The 18,244-nt window shown below is 49.8% G+C and carries 18 protein-coding genes; 5 read left to right on the plus strand and 13 right to left on the minus strand.

The annotated features are described in order from the left end of the window. Positions 1 to 260 precede the first annotated feature (260 nt). Positions 261 to 1,190 carry a LysR family transcriptional regulator gene (locus tag BZG82_RS05040; RefSeq protein ID WP_077480891.1) on the plus strand — a complete coding sequence of 310 codons (930 nt, stop codon included), beginning with the start codon at positions 261 to 263 and terminating at the stop codon, positions 1,188 to 1,190. Between the two features lie 8 nt (positions 1,191 to 1,198). Here the strand turns inward: BZG82_RS05040 and BZG82_RS05045 are convergent, their stop codons facing one another. Beyond that, positions 1,199 to 2,344, minus strand: a complete 1,146-nt coding sequence (locus BZG82_RS05045) for a lysophospholipid acyltransferase family protein (protein ID WP_077480889.1) — start codon at positions 2,342 to 2,344, stop codon at positions 1,199 to 1,201. Between the two features lie 195 nt (positions 2,345 to 2,539). Here BZG82_RS05045 and BZG82_RS05050 point away from each other — a divergent pair, with 195 nt between their 5' ends. Continuing rightward, positions 2,540 to 3,208 carry a hypothetical protein gene (locus BZG82_RS05050; protein WP_077765300.1) on the plus strand — a complete coding sequence of 223 codons (669 nt, stop codon included), beginning with the start codon at positions 2,540 to 2,542 and terminating at the stop codon, positions 3,206 to 3,208. On the opposite strand, the gene BZG82_RS05055 is transcribed toward BZG82_RS05050, so the two are convergent. Further along, a complete protein-coding gene (locus BZG82_RS05055; protein WP_077765301.1) occupies positions 3,205 to 3,729 on the minus strand; it encodes a nicotinate-nicotinamide nucleotide adenylyltransferase in 525 nt (174 codons plus the stop codon). The two genes, BZG82_RS05050 and BZG82_RS05055, sit on opposite strands and share 4 nt — an antisense overlap. 206 nt (positions 3,730 to 3,935) lie before the next feature. On the opposite strand from BZG82_RS05055, the gene nadE reads away from it, so the two are divergent. Further along, positions 3,936 to 4,775 carry an ammonia-dependent NAD(+) synthetase gene (nadE, locus tag BZG82_RS05060; RefSeq protein WP_077765302.1) on the plus strand — a complete coding sequence of 280 codons (840 nt, stop codon included), beginning with the start codon at positions 3,936 to 3,938 and terminating at the stop codon, positions 4,773 to 4,775. Here nadE and BZG82_RS05065 read toward each other — a convergent pair. The 10 genes from BZG82_RS05065 to BZG82_RS16475 all read right to left on the minus strand — a co-directional run bounded on the left by BZG82_RS05065 (position 4,757) and on the right by BZG82_RS16475 (position 13,970). Further along, positions 4,757 to 5,311 carry an HD domain-containing protein gene (locus BZG82_RS05065; protein WP_077765303.1) on the minus strand — a complete coding sequence of 185 codons (555 nt, stop codon included), beginning with the start codon at positions 5,309 to 5,311 and terminating at the stop codon, positions 4,757 to 4,759. The genes nadE and BZG82_RS05065 overlap by 19 nt on opposite strands. Positions 5,312 to 5,399: 88 nt before the next feature. After that, positions 5,400 to 5,558 carry a YoaH family protein gene (locus tag BZG82_RS05070; RefSeq protein ID WP_077480879.1) on the minus strand — a complete coding sequence of 53 codons (159 nt, stop codon included), beginning with the start codon at positions 5,556 to 5,558 and terminating at the stop codon, positions 5,400 to 5,402. Positions 5,559 to 5,638: 80 nt separating this feature from the next. Then, positions 5,639 to 6,772, minus strand: coding sequence for a conjugal transfer protein TraF (locus tag BZG82_RS05075; protein WP_077765304.1), 1,134 nt, complete (start codon positions 6,770 to 6,772; stop codon positions 5,639 to 5,641). Between the two features lie 119 nt (positions 6,773 to 6,891). Continuing rightward, positions 6,892 to 7,782 carry a DUF2861 family protein gene (locus tag BZG82_RS05080; RefSeq protein WP_077675272.1) on the minus strand — a complete coding sequence of 297 codons (891 nt, stop codon included), beginning with the start codon at positions 7,780 to 7,782 and terminating at the stop codon, positions 6,892 to 6,894. Next, positions 7,782 to 8,447, minus strand: coding sequence for a response regulator transcription factor (locus BZG82_RS05085; RefSeq protein WP_077457738.1), 666 nt, complete (start codon positions 8,445 to 8,447; stop codon positions 7,782 to 7,784). Before BZG82_RS05085 ends, BZG82_RS05080 begins: the two co-directional genes overlap by 1 nt. Then, positions 8,419 to 9,858 (minus strand): ATP-binding protein, encoded by a 1,440-nt coding sequence (locus BZG82_RS05090; protein ID WP_077765305.1) that lies wholly within the window; start codon positions 9,856 to 9,858, stop codon positions 8,419 to 8,421. Before BZG82_RS05090 ends, BZG82_RS05085 begins: the two co-directional genes overlap by 29 nt. Positions 9,859 to 10,034: 176 nt before the next feature. Next, positions 10,035 to 11,411, minus strand: coding sequence for a Re/Si-specific NAD(P)(+) transhydrogenase subunit beta (pntB, locus tag BZG82_RS05095; RefSeq protein ID WP_077481637.1), 1,377 nt, complete (start codon positions 11,409 to 11,411; stop codon positions 10,035 to 10,037). Positions 11,412 to 11,420: 9 nt separating this feature from the next. Then, the gene (gene pntA, locus BZG82_RS05100) at positions 11,421 to 12,974 is read right to left on the minus strand and encodes a Re/Si-specific NAD(P)(+) transhydrogenase subunit alpha (protein ID WP_077481639.1); all 1,554 of its coding nucleotides are present in this window, start codon (positions 12,972 to 12,974) and stop codon (positions 11,421 to 11,423) included. Between the two features lie 372 nt (positions 12,975 to 13,346). Further along, positions 13,347 to 13,631 carry an HlyU family transcriptional regulator gene (locus BZG82_RS05105; RefSeq protein ID WP_069586631.1) on the minus strand — a complete coding sequence of 95 codons (285 nt, stop codon included), beginning with the start codon at positions 13,629 to 13,631 and terminating at the stop codon, positions 13,347 to 13,349. Between the two features lie 165 nt (positions 13,632 to 13,796). After that, entirely contained in the window at positions 13,797 to 13,970 is a 174-nt protein-coding gene (locus BZG82_RS16475) for a hypothetical protein (protein WP_167315127.1), read from the minus strand. 338 nt (positions 13,971 to 14,308) lie between these two features. Between BZG82_RS16475 and BZG82_RS05110 the strand changes: the two genes are divergently transcribed. Continuing rightward, positions 14,309 to 15,253, plus strand: a complete 945-nt coding sequence (locus BZG82_RS05110) for a hypothetical protein (protein WP_198928536.1) — start codon at positions 14,309 to 14,311, stop codon at positions 15,251 to 15,253. A 227-nt stretch (positions 15,254 to 15,480) separates the two neighbouring features. Here the strand turns inward: BZG82_RS05110 and BZG82_RS05115 are convergent, their stop codons facing one another. Beyond that, on the minus strand, positions 15,481 to 17,229 hold the full coding sequence (locus BZG82_RS05115) for a bifunctional metallophosphatase/5'-nucleotidase (RefSeq protein ID WP_077765306.1): 1,749 nt from the start codon (positions 17,227 to 17,229) through the stop codon (positions 15,481 to 15,483). A gap of 110 nt (positions 17,230 to 17,339) precedes the next feature. On the opposite strand from BZG82_RS05115, the gene BZG82_RS05120 reads away from it, so the two are divergent. Continuing rightward, positions 17,340 to 18,239, plus strand: coding sequence for an NAD(P)-dependent oxidoreductase (locus tag BZG82_RS05120; RefSeq protein WP_077765307.1), 900 nt, complete (start codon positions 17,340 to 17,342; stop codon positions 18,237 to 18,239). The last annotated feature ends 5 nt before the right edge of the window (positions 18,240 to 18,244 follow it).

Genomic DNA, 18,244 nt, shown 5'->3' on the forward strand with positions numbered 1-18,244 from the left:
AAATAGTAATTTTATTTCGTTAGAGATAACAGAAGGCGATAGGTGGACCCGTCATTGGTCATAGAATGATCGAAGCGATAAGCGAGCTTGGCAGTTGGTAAGTTGTCACGCTTGGATAGTATTTTATGAAATAAGTGCAATAGCCACTTTGGGTCTCTCAACTAATGACGTGACGGCGTCACTAAATGATGCCCTGCTCTCCCGAGCTGGGTTGAACTGTGGTACGCTTCTGGCTACCAACTTTCAGGGAAGCGTAAGCAATGCTTGATCACCTTCAACAAATTGTTGTTTTGGCTACCGTGGCTCAAGAACAACACTTCACTCGCGCAGCAGAAAGGTTAGGGATTTCAAAGTCTCAAGTCAGTAAGCAAGTGCGTTATTTGGAAGACAGGTTGGGGGTGCAATTGGTACAGCGGAATACGCGCTCTGTGTCGCTAACGGAAATCGGCGCACAATACGCCGACTATGGTGCGCAACTTATGGCAACGCTAGACGAAGCGGAAGCCATGGTGGCAGGTTATCGTGACGAAGTGACGGGCAAGTTACGTATCGGTGTCGCACAGTCATTTGGTAACACGCTGATCACGCGCAGTTTTGCCACATTTCGGCAAAAGTACCCTGCGCTCGATCTCGATATTACACTCTTTGATCATCGCCCTAATCTGGTTGAAGAAGGCTATGATTGCTGGGTCGCGATCCATGAACAACCGCCAGAGGGAATGGTGGCTCGCAAGCTCGCGGATTGCCAATTTAAACTGGTTGCCTCGCCGGACTATTTAGCTCGGCAAGGAACACCAAGTCAATTGAGTGATTTGAGGCACCATGACTGTATCACCTATCAAAGTCGCGAGCGCAGCTATGATAAATGGCCATTCAATAAAGCAGGCAATGAGCAAGTAGTTCGCGTATCGGGCCGCTATAACATCAATAACGCCCCTGCCGTGCTTGAAGCTGTAAAAGCGGGGATGGGGGTTGCCTATTTAGCGACCTACCTCCTCGATGATGAACTTCAAAAAGGTGAGCTGGTTGAGATCTTACCAGATTGGCGTCCCTGCCTCGCGCTTCCGATTTATATCGTCTACCCTCGCCGCAAACATTTAGCCCCTAAAGTACGCGAGTTTATCGACTTTATGCTCGAAGAAGTAGGCGATCCGCCCGTGTGGGATCGCCTTCACGCTAGCAATAGGTGACCTTGTCACTACTGGTCTATCGATGTCGTCGCTTGATCACTGGCGGCACGTTGCGCATTAATCACCGGATTCGCATACATCTGACGAATATAATCGCGTGCTACCTCAGGTGCTTGTGCCAACTTTTGTTCAAACAGCTCGCGCTCTTCGGCGGTAACACTGTCATGCGCTTCCCCCGCCGCGATATAGTTAGCTGGATAAAGTCGATATAGACAGTGAATTTGCCGATCAATATCCGCCGCTAAAGTCTCTGGTGTTGATTGTGACACCGTCACAGGTGCACCGAAGGCGACATGAACTTGACGCTTCTGCCCCACAATGCCTTTTACAATCGTTTGAATATCTTCAAATTCACTCTTTTCGTAAGCGCCCAAACGGTTGACGGCATCTAGCTCAGTCGCTTTGTCTAAGTCGCAAGGATCATTTTGATATGAGATGGCTACCGGAACGATGTTTAGTGCCTGCATGTACTCATCAAAGGATTGCTTGTTTTTGCGCCCTTCCATGTAGAACATCTTAAGGATGGCAGGATCGGTCATGTCTAATCCTGTTTTTGCACGCCCTTCCCGCTGAGCAATCCAGATAGACTGGCCTTCATCTAATGAATGGCGTATGTACGCCGACAGCTGAGAGAGCGATTTCATCATTTCACGCGGCGCTCTGGCGGAGCGTTTGACGATAAAGCTCTTATTTAGCTTCATCAGCTCGGTCGCACAGGGTTTACGCAACAAATTATCACCAATCGCGATACGCACTGTATCTAAGCCTTGCTGATGCAAACACCAATTGACCAGAGCGGGATCCATCGCAATATCACGATGATTAGAGACAAAGAGATACGCTTTATCCGGCGAAAGGTGCTCGACCCCCGAAACAGTGACGTTGTCACATGATGTTTTGATCATCTTGCGCATGTAACTCGCGACATGCAGCTGTACGTCTTGTACAGTTTTAATGTTGCGCCACTTTTGGGTGAGGTAAAGTTTAAGTGCGGGCTTAAGTAACCACCCTAGCGGGCCCGAAGCATGAGGATAACGATAGGATAAGATCGCATTGATAAATTCATCGTCTTGGATCAAGCGATGAATCGCTGCAGGTACCTCATCATCATGATAAGGGCGGATGTCTTGGTAAGGATCGTTAACTGTTTGCACGTTCTTCCGTTTCATTTGATAAAAACCGCGCCATTCTACGCGGTCAAACAAGGATTCAAAGTTAATCCAGCGACATTTTATAGAGGTTGGAGGTCAGACCTATGCTTTACTCGTGAGTTCCCTCGATCATATTGGGGCTTGACCTCTTGTTTAAAAGTGCTCAACATTGCCGGCCTGTAAAAATGAGAGCTAGACATGAAGTACACCAGCGAATACAACGCCTATCACCAAGATCGCCTCGTGCTTACCCCGCGAAAGCGTCGCCATACCGCCACTTTCTTATACGTAGAAATCGGTTTAGTTCTCGTACGTCTCGGTAAACACGATATTCCCGTGTACGCTGGCCAAGGCTTTTGGCTCCCGTTTGATTGTCTATACGCACTGATGATCACGCCACACACCAGCCTGCATCAGCTAACGGTATCACCTAGAGTGACGGTGTCACTTCCTCAGTCTGCGGGCCACGTGATACCCAGCACATTATTGCATGCCGGACTCACAGCACTAGAGCCGTTATCCGGTGCTAACCAAAACACACCGGCAACGCGTCGCCTGCATGGGGTACTGCTCGATCAGCTGGTGACGCTATCACCCGCAATCGCAAACGACGCTAGCTATCAATGTGTAGCGGCCTGTGTTGATCAAGCGAATGCTGGGCGGCCACTCGAAGGTGACAACGCGCATTTTACCTTCCAGGCCTGCACTCAGCTTACCTATTCAGCGTTGTGCGAGTACCTCACTGTCCGCCAGTTAAGGGCGCAGCTTAAATCCGGCAACAAACTGGAAGCTGCTGCAACCTCGCTTGGGCTATCTTACGATGTAGCCCTTGCGCTATCCGACGAATATCACGCTGTACTCGCTTAATCAGAGAACGAGAATGCTGTATCGCTGAGTTGCTCGGCAACACTTGGAGTCGTCAAGTCGTCGACTGGCAGCCCTTTTGCCAGCCGATCGCGGATATACGTACTGCGTACATTGACGGATTCTGGCATTCCTAGCACGGACCAACGCGCCAGGATCTGCTCACTATGCGCAAACTGGCCGAACTTTAATAAGTTATCTGGCCCGACGACAAAAGTCAGATCGGCGTGGCAATAGTGTGCCTGCAGCGCGGTCAGCAACATATAAGTTGTGACAGCGTCACCATTTTTACCCAGCTCTGCTTCAAGGCGACAGCACGAGGCCTGCGGCATGTTCAAATCGTGAATAAAGGCATCAACCCATTGGCAACGCTGCTCAAACGAGGCCATCGTTTTTCCCCACGCATGCTTATAACTTGGTACCAGCAATACGCGATCAAAATGCGTCAACTGTTCGATAACAGAAGCATGCCCGCGTGTGGGCGGATTAAACGCACTGCCAAAAATGGCAATTTTTTCAGTCATATCATTCCTCTTTGCCACGAAGTTTACATCTATCTGCCTGATTGCGCGACCATCAGCGAAGTGGATCGACGCTATTGGCCATCTCGTAACCAGTGATAACGGTTAATCGTGGCGTAGCTATACCCAAGCTTTGCGAGATCATGCACAATAACCCAATAAGAATCATCACGTCGGTCGCATGCAAGCGAAATCAAGAGGAACACAACATGGAACAACACATCCGCGAAGAAATGCGCGTTCAACCTTTTATCGATCCACAAGCAGAAATTACACGCCGCATTCACTTCATTAAGACCATGCTCACCCGCTCGGGAACGCGCAGCCTGGTGTTAGGTATTAGCGGGGGCGTTGATTCTTCAACTTGTGGTCGATTAGCCCAGCTAGCCGTTGAGCAATTGAACGAAGAGATCGGCCGTAATCACTATCAATTTATCGCCGTGCGGTTGCCCTATGGCGTGCAAAAAGATGAAGACGAAGCGCAATTGGCATTGTCGTTCATCAAGCCAAGCAAAACGGTCACGGTCAATGTCAAACCCGGTGTTGATGGCATGCACGGTGCGGTATTAGATGCCGTCGCGGCGGTGGATCTGTTACCCGATAACGAAGGCACCCTTGATTTCGTCAAAGGTAACGTCAAAGCACGCGCCCGCATGGTCGCTCAATACGAGATTGCTGGACTAACTCAAGGGTTGGTAATTGGGACCGATCATTCTGCGGAAAACATTACTGGTTTCTATACCAAGTACGGTGATGGTGCCTGCGACCTTGCTCCTCTATTTGGATTAAGCAAGCGACAAGTGCGCCAACTAGCTGCGGCACTGGGTGCGCCAGAGGTATTGGTCAATAAAGTCCCGACCGCGGATTTGGAGGAGTTATCACCACAAAAAGCCGATGAAGACGCGCTTCAGCTGACCTATGAGCAAATTGATAACTTCTTGGAAGGCAAGCCCGTCGATGAGGCGGTGAAAGAGAAGATCATTCAGGTCTATCAATCCACCCAGCACAAACGTCAACCCATTCCGACTGTCTACGATATCGAGGCGTGAAGTTGGTGATCGGGATGTCGGTCGGCTTGCTGGCCGGCATCAATCAGACCATCCAACTCCGCCCATAAATTATCACATAGACCAGGGCGATATACGGCCACCCGAAAGCCGCCATGCTCTCGTTGATATTGCTGAAAACGCGGTGGACTGTGTTCACTGCTTGCGATCACATTGGCAAGACGGTCACAGGTTTTGACAACCAAGGCGAGCCATGCGGCTTCATCGCTGGGATCCAGCGCGATCAAACGTTGGTTGAGTGCCCGTTTTCTCTCATGTCGGGTCGGTTTGCGCGGATCGGTCACCAGCATAACCGCTCGCGCTATCGTCGGCCCAAAGCGCTCGGCGATTTCTTCGACGCGAGTGGCGGTGTCTTCAAGAATATCATGCAACTGAGCGACAATACGCGCGTCTTCACCATATGGTGCAGCAATACGCTCTACATGATCGAGATGGCAGCGATAAGACTGCGCACCATATCGTTGCAGCGCATGCCTGACTCGTGCCCACTCTCTTGCTTGTTCGACCGCGTGACTCATCCCCGACTCCCTTGACCTCTCTACTATTAAATAAATCAGGGATCCGGTGAATTGTAAATAAAAAAGCAGCATATTCTGCTGCTTTTTCTTACTCTTCAGACGCTGAGGCCGCTGCTGCTTGTGCTCTGATCTCTGCCGCGACTTTCATGATGGCTTCACCACTACTCATGCCCTCTGCCATCAAAGCGTGAATACGCTCTGCAGCCTGTTGCTGCTCATCATGCGTCAATGTAATACCGTCGAACATAAATACGCTCATCTATTAGAAAGGCAGGCTATTTTAGGGCCTGCCTTTTGCGTTGTCATCGACTTTTCGTCACCGCGAGCTTAGAAAGTAAATGCGAGTTGGGCTGAGCCCCCATAGCTGTTGCTATCAATGATACTTGCCGCGATATCCACGTTGACCACCCCAAAGGGTGACAAGCCTAGACCCAGTGTAAACGCGTCTTCAACGTTATCTTTCATATCCGCGCGATAACCAGTGCGTAATTGGGCATGGCCAAAGGCATCAAATTCAGCCCCGATCCGGAAAAACTGGGTATCATCGTCAATATTCAGCGTGCCTTTAAACCCTTTGCTCTTGTTTAAGTCGATATCGCCGGCAATGGTGACAAAGTCGGAGACAAACGCCGAGCCAAGCGTAAACTGTGGCCCTACCTCATAGGTAAAGCTGTGACCCGTTGTACTACTTGTCACTGTGTCCACATCGTTACTGATCAGGTTTTTACCGGCTAAGCCGACGCGATAAGGGCCAGTTTGCCACACCGCCCCGACATCAATGTTAAAGGCGTTATCTTCTTCACGGTAACGGCTATCATCCCAGTCATCGGTGTCATAAGAATCAACCGAGACGCCATAGTTGTAGGTTGTGATGCGCTGCAATTTTGGGGAGACACCCACCGCGATACGTTGACCGGCAATTTCCACGTTTGATGCAAGCGCAACACCCAGCTCACCCACCCCCACGGCAACGATGGTCGCGGTCGAGCTGGGGTTAATCGACGGTGTGGTAATATCGCTGTCTTTAATATCCGGTAAGATTGCACCTTCGATGATCCCTGAAGCATAGAGTGTCGCAGAGATAGAGCCAGTTGGGATCCCCACAGCTGCACCGACCCCCGCATCCAAGTGCGCCTGATCACCCTGCGCATTTCGCATTGCTTGCTGCGCAGCCGTTAGGTCGTTGTTATCGTAAGCATCAGAGATATCGTCTAAATCATCCATGAGCTTATCTGGGTCACGCACTTCTGCGCCAAGATAAGGAAAAACCACCCCAAACGCGCTGTCAGGGTCAAGTGCCGCCAAGGCAGGGTTGTGAAATCCCGCAGATAAGTAGTCGCCTGCTGCGACCGCAGCCCCACCCATCGCATTTGTTCGCGCATCGGTAGGATTGGTCGCTGCCACTGCAGACCCTGTGCATGCTGCAAGTGCAAGCACAAGTAGGTGTTTTTTATCGTGCATTAGGTTGCCTCGCTTTCCTCTTCGTTTTATCTAAAGAGCGTAGCGGCTTGGCAACCAGCGCGATCAGGTAAGGTCAAAAGATGTGAACAATGTCAGGTTTAAGCCGTGTAACACCTTGGTCAGTCGGGCTTTATTGCGCGAAGCGCATCCGGATCCAAATCCGGTAAATCAATCGCCCGGCCAATTCGCTGCACTTCCTCAACAGACAAAGCACCTTGCCAGCGTCTTTCAATCAGCGCCACACTAAACCAATACTGGCCGTTCGGTACATCCAGCACTGGCAACGTCGTGGGCAGGCGTTTGTGCTTTTCGACCGACCATATCGGTGCACCATCTGGCTGATTGTGAGGATATAGATTGAGCGTCAGAAACGGGCGCTGACACGTAGAGTCTAAGCTGTCAGGCGGGGCTATCCGCCAACTTCGCGTGTCTTTCCAGCTGATTTTTTGCAAGGGTTGAGGCTGCGTCATCAATAACCAGCTGGTCCATGTTTCTCCTTCTACTGACGTCACCTCAAGCTGATAAAGCCCTTCTTTCACTGGCTCAGAAAGGCCATCTTGCTCTAGCAACCACTGGTGTTGGTTTTGACCACTCAAACGCTGCGAAATAATGGTTTCATCAGGCCAATGTTTCAGCGAAAAACGGGCAATACCGGGCTGAGATTCACCGCGAACTTGCAAACGATAATAGACACGGCTGGTCGTCTGCACCGTTTCACGGCGCAGGGATAAATTGCTCAGCCAATCTGGCATCGTCTGCTGACTCAAGCTCCGCCCGCAATCTTCGGTTATCGCCAACGCAAGCAGCTGCGCCAAGTGCTGCTGACGCGAAGCGGATAGATTTGGCTGCTGCCAGGCTTCAATCATGGCGTCCATACTGCCTGCTGTGTTCCCTTCCAGCAGGCGTTGATGGGCGCTGGTCAAGGCATCATTACCATCAAACCAGGCCGCTTGAGTACCACCTGCTATCAAGGCAGCAGCGAATAAACCGTGCGTGAGTCGTAAACGCATTATGCTTTCATGCGGTAGCCAACGCCACGCAATGTCTCAATATTCACTGAAGGCAACTTTTGGCGAAGTTGCAAAATGTGCGTATCAACCGTGCGCGTCGTTGGGTAATGGTTGTAGCCCCAAACCTGATCCAGTAGCTCATCCCGTGTGAACACTCGGCCCGCATTTTTAGCCAGGAAATGAAGCAAATCAAACTCAGTCCGTGTCAGTACGACTTCTTGCTCGCCACACATTACTGCGCGACTTGCAGTATCAATGCGCACATCGTTAACAACAATTTCATCGCTGGATGCATCGACTTCACCAACAGGGTTACGCAGGTGAACACGAATACGTGCCAGCAATTCTGCTTCAGCAAAAGGTTTGGTGATGTAGTCGGTGGCACCCGAGTCAAGGCCGCCGACACGGTCACGCACGGAGACCATCGCGGTCAGCAAAATCACAGGTACCGTTTTGAGTTTGTTCCAGTCAGGCAACCAATCAATTGAGTCGCCTTCGGGTAACTGGCGATCGAGGATCACCAAATCTGCATCACGCCATAGCTCTGCCACTTTTGTCGCGCTATCGGCGTATAAACAACGGTAACCGGCCTGCTCTAAACTGGCAAGTAGGCCATCAGCCAAGTTGGCATCATCTTCAACCAGAAGTAACGTCGCTTGCGTCACAATGAATCTCCAAAGTAAATGTAGTGGGCGGGCCAGATAAGCTTAGCTTACCCCCCATCCGCTCAATCATAGATTCCACGATAGTTAGTCCGAGGCCTAAGCCACTTTGACTAACAAAGGGTTTACGAATATGTTTCCAGTCCTTGGCAGTCAGGTCGCCCTGATCCTGAATCGCGATCGTAAAACGATCTGACAATACCTGTGCGCGCACTTCAACCGGTGCCACACCGTATTTGACCGCATTAGCGATCAAATTGTTCAATGAGGTTGCTAGCCAATATACATTGGCACTGACGGCACCATCTTGCGAGACATACATAGTGACATTGTGCTCGTCACAGATGTACCCCAACCAGTCTTTTAGTGAAGGGATCGTCTCTTTATTCAACGGCTTTTGGTTCGATTGTAAATAGTCTTTGCTCGCTTCCGCTAACTGCTTTAAGCGACGTGCATCCTCACACAAGCGTCGAAACTCGTCATAAAATGACTCAGGCAAGGTATCAAACTTGCGCCTAAACCCTTCCACCGTCATTGAGAGGCTGGCAATCGGCGTACGCAGTTCGTGGGTGAGGATCTGTAGCACCAGCATCCGCTCTTGCATCAACCGGCGCTGAACCGTCCAACGGTTAAATGCCCAACCTCCGAGCGCCGCAAGGTTGATAACAATCAAAGCACCAACCAAATAGGGCCAATACGTCGGCGCTTTTTCTTCATTCCAGCAAATGTTTCCCACGCGCGCCAAACAAAAATCTTGTTCGCCCATCGCGGACAAACGCAAATCGAATTCTGCTAATAATGGCTGCCATTGTGTCGAAGGGTACAAGTGATAATAGCTACCGACACGAACCCACATTTCATCACTACTGAGTAGCGATTTCGCACCACTATTCAGCGCTTCGACAGCAGCGTTATCCATACGCTGCAACCGCCCCAACAAGGTATCCGGTTGAGCCGTTGGCCGTTCTTGAATATGAAAAAATCGGGTCAGCTCACTGCGCCGAGACGGAAATTGTTCGACATATTTCGCCGCATAGCTGCCTCCTCCTGGATGGATAAACCCTGAGCGGGAAAACCAAGCAACCGGCAACTGAGTGTGATTACACATGGCGCGCGTGAACACTAAAGGCTCAGTCACTTTGGGGTGAACAGGCCACGGCCCTTGGCACTTTTGTGCGGCTTGGTACAAACGACGAATGTCTTTAAGCGGGTAATTAGCGGTTTGTGGCAATAAACTGTCGGGACTGAGTAAGACCTTGGGGAAGGCGCGATTAATGCCAATGAGGTTATATCGTGCCACCGGATCGGCAAGCAATAGCTGTGCTCTGAACGCTGTCATTTGTTCAGAGAAAGAGCTTGCAGCACTCGTTGGCACCGCCATAAGCGCCAGGGTCATTAACAGCAGGATTCGCATAGTCGCAAGCTTATCACCCAACGTGAATGAAATGTCAGTGCAATGTAAGTTCGGTGTATTGCACACGATGAAAGCAATCGGTAACGATGACACCGCAGTTCAACGTGAACCCTCCCGCCCAAAAAAAGAGCCAGCCTTCGCTGACTCTTTATACCTATATTGATGCTTTTTGCCAATCAAAGCGCTTTAAATATTGCCTCAACGCTTTGTTTCGCATCACCAAACAACATCGCACTGTTCTCTTTAAAGAACAGCGGGTTTTGTACCCCAGCATAGCCGGTATTCATAGAACGCTTAAATACCACCACGTTGCGTGCATTCCACACTTCAAGCACTGGCATACCTGCAATCGGGCTTGACGGGTCTTCGGTCGCGGCAGGGTTAACCGTATCGTTCGCGCCAATCACCAAGACAGTGTCCGTTTCAGGGAAATCATCGTTGATTTCATCCATTTCCAACACGATGTCATAAGGGACTTTCGCTTCGGCTAACAATACGTTCATGTGACCGGGCAAACGACCCGCAACAGGGTGAATACCAAAACGTACGTCAATACCCATCCCACGAAGCTTCTCTGTCACTTCATAGACGGGATACTGCGCCTGAGCAACCGCCATGCCATAGCCTGGGGTGATGATGACGCTTTTTGAGTCTTTCAGCATCTCAGCAACCTCTTCGGCGGTCACTTCACGGTACTCACCCATCTCCTCGTCACCGGATGACGCCGTACCATCAGAACCAAACCCACCCGCAATCACACTGATAAACGAACGGTTCATGGCTTTACACATGATGTACGACAGAATCGCACCCGACGAACCTACCAGCGCACCCGTCACGATCAACAGGTCGTTTGCTAGCATAAAGCCTGCGGCGGCAGCTGCCCAGCCTGAGTAGGAGTTAAGCATCGACACCACAACTGGCATGTCTGCACCACCAATCGAGGCCACGAGGTGATAACCAAACGCTAACGCAATGACGGTTACAATCAACAGTGCTGCCGTTGACCCTTCCGCATTCACAAAGCTAATCAGCAACAAGAACGAGACGACAACCGCGGCTAGATTCAACTTGTGACGGTGTGGCAGCATCAAGGCTTTGGAAGAAATCACTCCACGGAGTTTACCAAAGGCGACAATTGAACCGGTGAAGGTAATCGCGCCAATAAATACACCGAGGAAGATCTCAACCAAGTGGATATTAAGCATCGCACCGGTCAATGGTGGATGATCAATATAGGTATTAAAGCCCACTAGTACCGCAGCCAAACCTACAAAGCTATGTAGCATGGCCACCAGCTCAGGCATTTCGGTCATTTCAACACGCTTGGCATAATAAATACCAATCGCACCACCGATGACCATCGCAAGAATAATCCAACCAACGCCCTGTACTTCAGGACCCCAAATCGTCGCGACTAATGCGATCGCCATCCCGGTAATACCGTAATAGTTACCGGCACGCGCTGATTCTTGCTTGGACAGTCCAGCCAAACTCAGAATAAAACACAACGCCGATACAATGTACGCAGCTTGTACCAATCCTTCAGACATTGTTTCTCCTTACCCTTTACGGAACATTTCAAGCATGCGCTTTGTAACAGTAAAGCCGCCAAATATATTGATACTCGCGATCAACACGGCAATGAATGCGAGGAAGGTGACAAACCCAATGCCTTGTCCAACTTGCAGCAATGCGCCCACAATAATAATCCCGGAAATCGCATTGGTAACCGACATCAGTGGTGTATGCAGTGCGTGAGTGACATTCCAGACCACGTAGTAGCCGACCACACAGGCCAAAACAAACACCGTGAAGTGAGAAAGAAACTCGCTCGGCGCATAGTTCGCGATCCACCCAAATGCCCCGGCAGCCGCGGCCATCAAACCATATTTGGTCGCACGAGAGGTTTTCTTAGGCTCGGCTTTCGGCGCAGGCTCGGCCTTCGGTGCCGCTTTAGGTTGCGCCGAAACTTGAATCGGTGGCGCAGGCCATGTGACTTCACCTTCTTTGATGACGGTCACACCACGAATCACCACATCGTCAAAGTCAATGCCGATATTGCCATCTTTTTCTTTGCAAAGGAGTTTGGTGAGGTTGACCAAGTTGGTGGCATACAGCTGTGATGACTGCGTCGGTAAGCGGCCCACCATATCGGTGTAGCCAATCACTTTCACCCCGTTGGGTGTTGTGATCACTTTATCTTTTTCCGTGTATTCGCAGTTACCGCCGTTTGCAGCGGCCAAATCAACAATCACGCTACCCGGTTTCATACTGTCGACCATCTCTTTGGTCACCAGTTTCGGGGCAGGTTTGCCGGGGATGAGCGCGGTCGTGATAATAATATCGACATCTTGCGCTTGTTCAGCGTAGAGCTTTTCTGCGGCTTTATTAAACTCATCAGACATCTCTTTGGCATACCCATCGCCACTGCCTGAATTGTCTTGTTTAAAATCAGCCTCTAAAAACTCGGCGCCCATACTTTCAACTTGTTCTTTCACTTCAGGGCGTACATCGAACGCACGGACAATCGCCCCTAAGCTACCTGCGGCACCAATGGCGGCAAGCCCGGCCACACCAGCGCCCGCAACAAAGACTTTCGCAGGTGGCACTTTACCTGCCGCAGTGATTTGTCCAGTGAAGAAACGGCCAAACTCATGCGCGGCTTCGACCACCGCGCGATAACCAGCAATGTTGGCCATCGAACTTAGCGCATCCAGCGATTGTGCACGGGAGATCCTTGGCACCGCGTCCATCGCCATCACATTAATCTTGCGAGCCGCCAAACGCGCCAGCAACTCTTCATTTTGCGCTGGCCAAATAAAGCTGACTAGCGTGGCACCTTCTTTAATGAGCGCAATTTCATCTTGGCCGGTCTCTTCAACCACACCCGGTGCATTCACTTTGAAAATGATATCCGATTGCCAAACGGCTTCGGTATCGACAATACTCGCCCCGGCTTGTTCATAGGCTGTGTCTTCAAAGCTCGCTAGCTCGCCAGCGCCTTTTTCAACTGCTACTTCAAAGCCGAGTTTTATCAACTGCTCCACCGACTTTGGTGTCGCAGCAACTCTCGTTTCATTAACGAGCCTTTCTTTTGGAACACCAATCTGCATAGCTATTCCCTGACTATTGGCTTATGAGAAATTTTTTGTAACGAACCACAGGTCAAATATCAAGCACCTGTAGGCATAATACTGACAAAAAAAGGCATACCTTGATAAAACCCATAAAGACTGCGAAAAATCGATAAAAAATAACGCCGCAAGCACCACATAAGGCACGTGCGACGTGGGTGCAGTCTGTTGTCAGCGTCCGATGCTTAGCAACGCAACATCACTAACTTAACGAGTTTGAGCGACAATCACCACAGGGCAAGGATCGCAATTCTGGTGTAAATGTGATCAGTGCTACATTTTATCTTTTTTTGTTTCGAATATTTATGCATTAGTTTTGGTATGGCGCAGAAGGCCATGCCAGAAGTAAGGTCAAAATAGGCGATCGCCATTCTGGTCAATCATCATTTTGGCTTTGACTAGCATCAAGCTATTAGCATCTTCCTGATTCCCCAATAAATCTGAGCGGATAAACTGATGCGTGAGTGTTTCTTGTCCCTGCTGTTTACAAATTCGCCCACACACTCGGTACTGCCCGTTTTCTGGCGTTGCTTCGGGATAAATAAGATAGCCTTTGTACTCAGTCGGGGTCACTGTTGGGGCTGATGCCTTGCGAGGGGCATCGTTTCGTGAGAATAATTTAGAAAACCATCCCATTGTGTTTGTTGCTCCATTAAAATACGTTTAGCGTCAATAGCTAACCTGCCATGATCCAAGCCAAAGTACTAGTCGCGCACCGGTTTCTTTACGTTAACCGTCGCGATAGAACAAAAAAAACGCCATATCGTTATGATATGGCGCTTTACTTTTTATCAGGTCATCTTATCGGTTTATGCCAATATCACGTTGCAAATGTGCGGGTAAACGGCTTGCATCATAAGCATGTGCATTGGTGTTGCTGGTGAACAACACATCCATGGCATGAGCGATCAGTCCTTTGATTGTCACCGCGTAAGATCGACGTGTGCGTGGCATGTTTGCCGTAACAGTTGTCATACGATCCTCGCTTTGTTTTCTGAATCACTCGCGGCGCATTATAGAAACAGTGACTTAGATTCTACACTGATGATAATTCAACCTAGCCATTAGTTTTATTTATCCGAAACACGGCTATCCACCGCAATGACTTTTGTTAATTTTCGGTTAAATAAAGAGCTAAGATAAATCATGGGAGATATGGTCGATTTTAAACAACATCGATTGCTGAACCTGCCTTCTGCTACATGCTATATCAGGCTTTTTTGCGTATAAATCGACGAAAACGAACAATCTTTACTCACTTGCAGAAAAAAGCTGGTAACATTGCCGTTACACATGTGATTAGGGTGCTGTCTATGCTGGCATTTCTTGCTCGACATTCTGCGTTGTTTCTTTTTATTGCCGCTGTAATCGGTTTTGCGTTTCCTGACCTTTCATTAGCGCTTTTTCCCTACCTGCCCTATGTGTTATTCGCATTAATGTTATTTACCTTACTCGGGATCAATCAGTCCTTATTGGTAAAAGCACTCGGGCAATGGCGAGTTTGGCTCTATGCGTTTGTTCATGCCGTGGTTCTGACTATCGTTACCTGTACGATTGCATGGGGACTGGGCGCCTCCGATACCATGCTACTCGCGATCAGCGGGATCTGTGCCACTGGCTCGTTATTCGCAACACCTGCCATTATTCGCTCATTAGAAATGGACGCATTGATCGCCATGGCATACACCATTGCGTCGACGTTACTGATGCCCATTGTTCTCTTTATTAATCTGAGCCTATTGAGTGGCGAAGCGTTCTCACTCGACTTACACAGTTATATTGCGAGGCTTGTGATCTTTATTTTTGGTCCGATGGGAATGGCCGCGCTGTTTCACGCATGGATTAAGCCTGAAAAATTAAAACGTATTCATGGAAAACTGGCGCAGTTCACGATTGTATTGGTGTTTAGCTTTCCACTGGGCTTAGTGGGTCCGATTGGCGCCATGTGGCAGAAGGATAGCGGTTACGCCTTGGAGCTGTTAGCAATTTCAGTCGCATTATGCATGCTTTTCTTTGCAGTTGCGTACATTATCTACCGGCGATACGGGGAAGAAGCCAGTATGATTGCCGCAGTTACCGCCGTGAACCGCAACGTGTTACTCACTTATACAGTAGCTGGCGCCGCATTGGGGCCGGTATTTTTACCCCTCATTGGGGCCATTCAGTTACCCATTTATTTACAACCGTTACTGGTGCGTTGGGGAGTGCGTTTAAAGCGCGCATCCCACAACGCCACCACGGATAACTCGCTTAAATAACGGGCACAAAATACACTAGCGATGCCCACGCGAGTAGCCAAAAGGTGATTAAACCCACATCGAACCAATCACGCATTTCCATACGAACCTCACTTTCTATTCGTGTGCCGATAAACTGCGTTCCTAGATACATATCGACCATGGAGATGAAAACTTAACCTTGAGGCAACAAAGTGCCGTGGTTATCCTTCATCTGATAGTAAGCAAGGGATGGGCCAAGTAAGTGATTATGATTGCCAGCAGCTTTCGCCCTGCTGAGGTGATGCGAGATAACACACCAAAGGCTGGTCAGGGAGTTGCAATACATCTTGCGCTCGCGCGTATTGCATGAAGCATTCTGCCATCGATAAACCAATTGAGCGACGACGGCCGGTTTGAAGAGCGTCATATCCCTCTTTACCTTGCGCGGTATATGAAGATGACACACCAACGTATTGGCGCTCATCATCAATCGCAATCCAGTGCTGACCGCGCTTAATGTCTAATTGGGTGATGCGCCCGCCCATTGGCTGCCATGCTTCATAGCGATAGCGCAGATCGGCACAATAGGGAAAACTGCCCGATCCGAGTCCAATCACCCCATTATCCGTGGCATTATTAATCGCACCTTCCAGCGCATTGCGGATTTGCGCGCCAGTTACCCGATACGCAATCACATCAATCGCAAACGGAAGTAATGAACCAGCGATAAGTGCGGCAGAAAGCGGACCCGCATTTAAGCTCACCCGAACGCCGCCGGCATTATGGATGGCAAAATCTGCCTCGATACCCTGTTCACGCGCCGCCCATAGAAAGCTTTCCGTCACCAATGGCGCGACATCACTGCCGCCTTGCTGATCCGGCACGCGAACATGACGCAACCGCTGTGGCACATGCGTGACAATGTCACTTTCTAACTGTGCTACCCGAGGGCGATAAGTTTGCTGCAAATACTGCTTGAGCGTGAGATCACTCGGCAAGATCAGAAGATTTGGCTGTTGGTTCAAATAGTCACGTGCCGCTTGGTATGAGGAAGCAGTCAGTTTATGCTCGCGCGACGCATCCATCGCCAAACTACGGCCTAACAATAAATAGTTTTGCCCCTCAAAATGAGTCGGGCGCCCTTTGGCATCTAGCGTTAAGGTAAAACGTCCAATTGCCTGAGCGTGGCAACCGGCTTGGACAATCCAGGTATCATTCACTTGATAACCGTAAGGGTCTTGGCTGTCGAGGCCAATGTTTTGAAAGTCACCCTGCAAGACATGGGTATGCCCGCCCACAATCACATCAATGCCAGAGACGGATTCAGCCAATGATTTATCTTTGTCATACCCTAAGTGGCTGAGCAGGATCACAGTACCGACCCCTTGCAAACGCAAGTATGCTACCGTGTTTTTGGCAATTTCTGTGACAGGCAAAAAAGGCGTGTCATGATCAGGGTTAGCCAGTGCAGCCATCTGCTCGACCGCGAGACTAAAAATACCCACCTTACGCCCTGCTATCGTCTTGATCATCACGCTGGCGCGTTTCTGTTCGGGCAAATACGGCAATAACGCGGGCTTTTCACTGACGCGCTTTTCTTTGTCTGTAGCTTCATTGGCAACGTGCCAATTGCCGGCCAGCAAGGGAAAGGTAATACGATCAAGAAAATCAGCAACCGGACCATTGCCCTGATCTAACTCATGATTCCCGATTGCCATCGCATCAATCCCCAACTGATTGAGCATATCGGCATTGGCTTGCCCCTTAAATAGGGAATAGTACAAGGTACCTTGAAAGCAATCCCCCGCATGCAAGAACATGAACGCGTGGCCTTTCTGGTCCGCCTCAGCACGAAAACGCTTAACGGCAGATGCAATACGTGCAAAGCCACCGCAGTTCGCATAAACACGCGTCTGTGTGCTATCCAAGCTCAGCGAAACAGGTGTCGATTCAAAATGCGAGTGGGTGTCGTTGATGTGTGCAATGGTTAAAGCGATAGATTGAGGTGCTGTCATAGTAATCCGTGTTACAACACAAAATGTGATGGTACAAGATTATCATCTGAAGGAACAAATCAGGTTAAGTTTCTGATAAATTATCGCTCATATAACAACAAGGATGCTATATGACAACTCAAACTCCTTCTGTGGCTTTTATTGGCCTAGGCGTCATGGGGTTTCCCATGGCCGGACATCTACAAAAAAATGGCTTTCCAACCACTGTCTATAACCGCACAACGGCTAAAGCAGAACACTGGTCAGAGCAATATCAAGGGGCCTTCGGTACGACACCGGCGGAGGCTGCCTCTCACGCCGATATTGTTTTTATGTGCGTCGGGAACGATGACGATGTGCGAAGCGTCGTGTATGGCGATATCGGAGTGCTTGCCCATATGAAAAAAGGCAGTGTGCTGGTCGATCATACCACGACATCAGCTGAACTGGCCTTAGAGCTCGCTGACGTCTGTGGCCGACAAGGCATCCAGTTTCTAGATGCTCCTGTGTCGGGCGGACAAGCAGGCGCGGAAAATGGCGCATTGACCATTATGGTTGGAGGTGAGCCATCCGTTTTTGAACGCGTTGAACCCGTCATGCGCGCTTACGCCAAGGCGAGCCAACACATCGGCCCCCATGGCAGTGGACAGCGCTGTAAAATGGCCAATCAAATTTGTATTGCGGGCGTTTTGCAGGGCTTGTCAGAAGCGATCGCATTTGCCCAGTCGGCCAATTTAGATATCGACAAAATGATTAGCGCCATTCAGCACGGTGCAGCAGGCTCGTGGCAGATGAGCAACCGCGCCCATACCATGGCAGACGATCAGTTTGATTTCGGTTTTGCCATTGACTGGATGCGCAAAGACCTTGGCTTTTGTTTAGACGAAGCCGCCAAATTAGGCGTGGATCTCCCTCTCACCCAACAAGTTGATCAGCGCTACGCACAACTCCAACAGCGCGGGTTTGGCCGCTGTGATACCTCTGTTTTAATCAAGCAATTTGATTCAGACACTCAATCCAGCCAATCCTAAATCGC

The sequence above is a fragment of the Salinivibrio sp. PR5 genome, assembly GCF_001996085.1.
GTDB classification, from domain to species: domain Bacteria; phylum Pseudomonadota; class Gammaproteobacteria; order Enterobacterales; family Vibrionaceae; genus Salinivibrio; species Salinivibrio proteolyticus.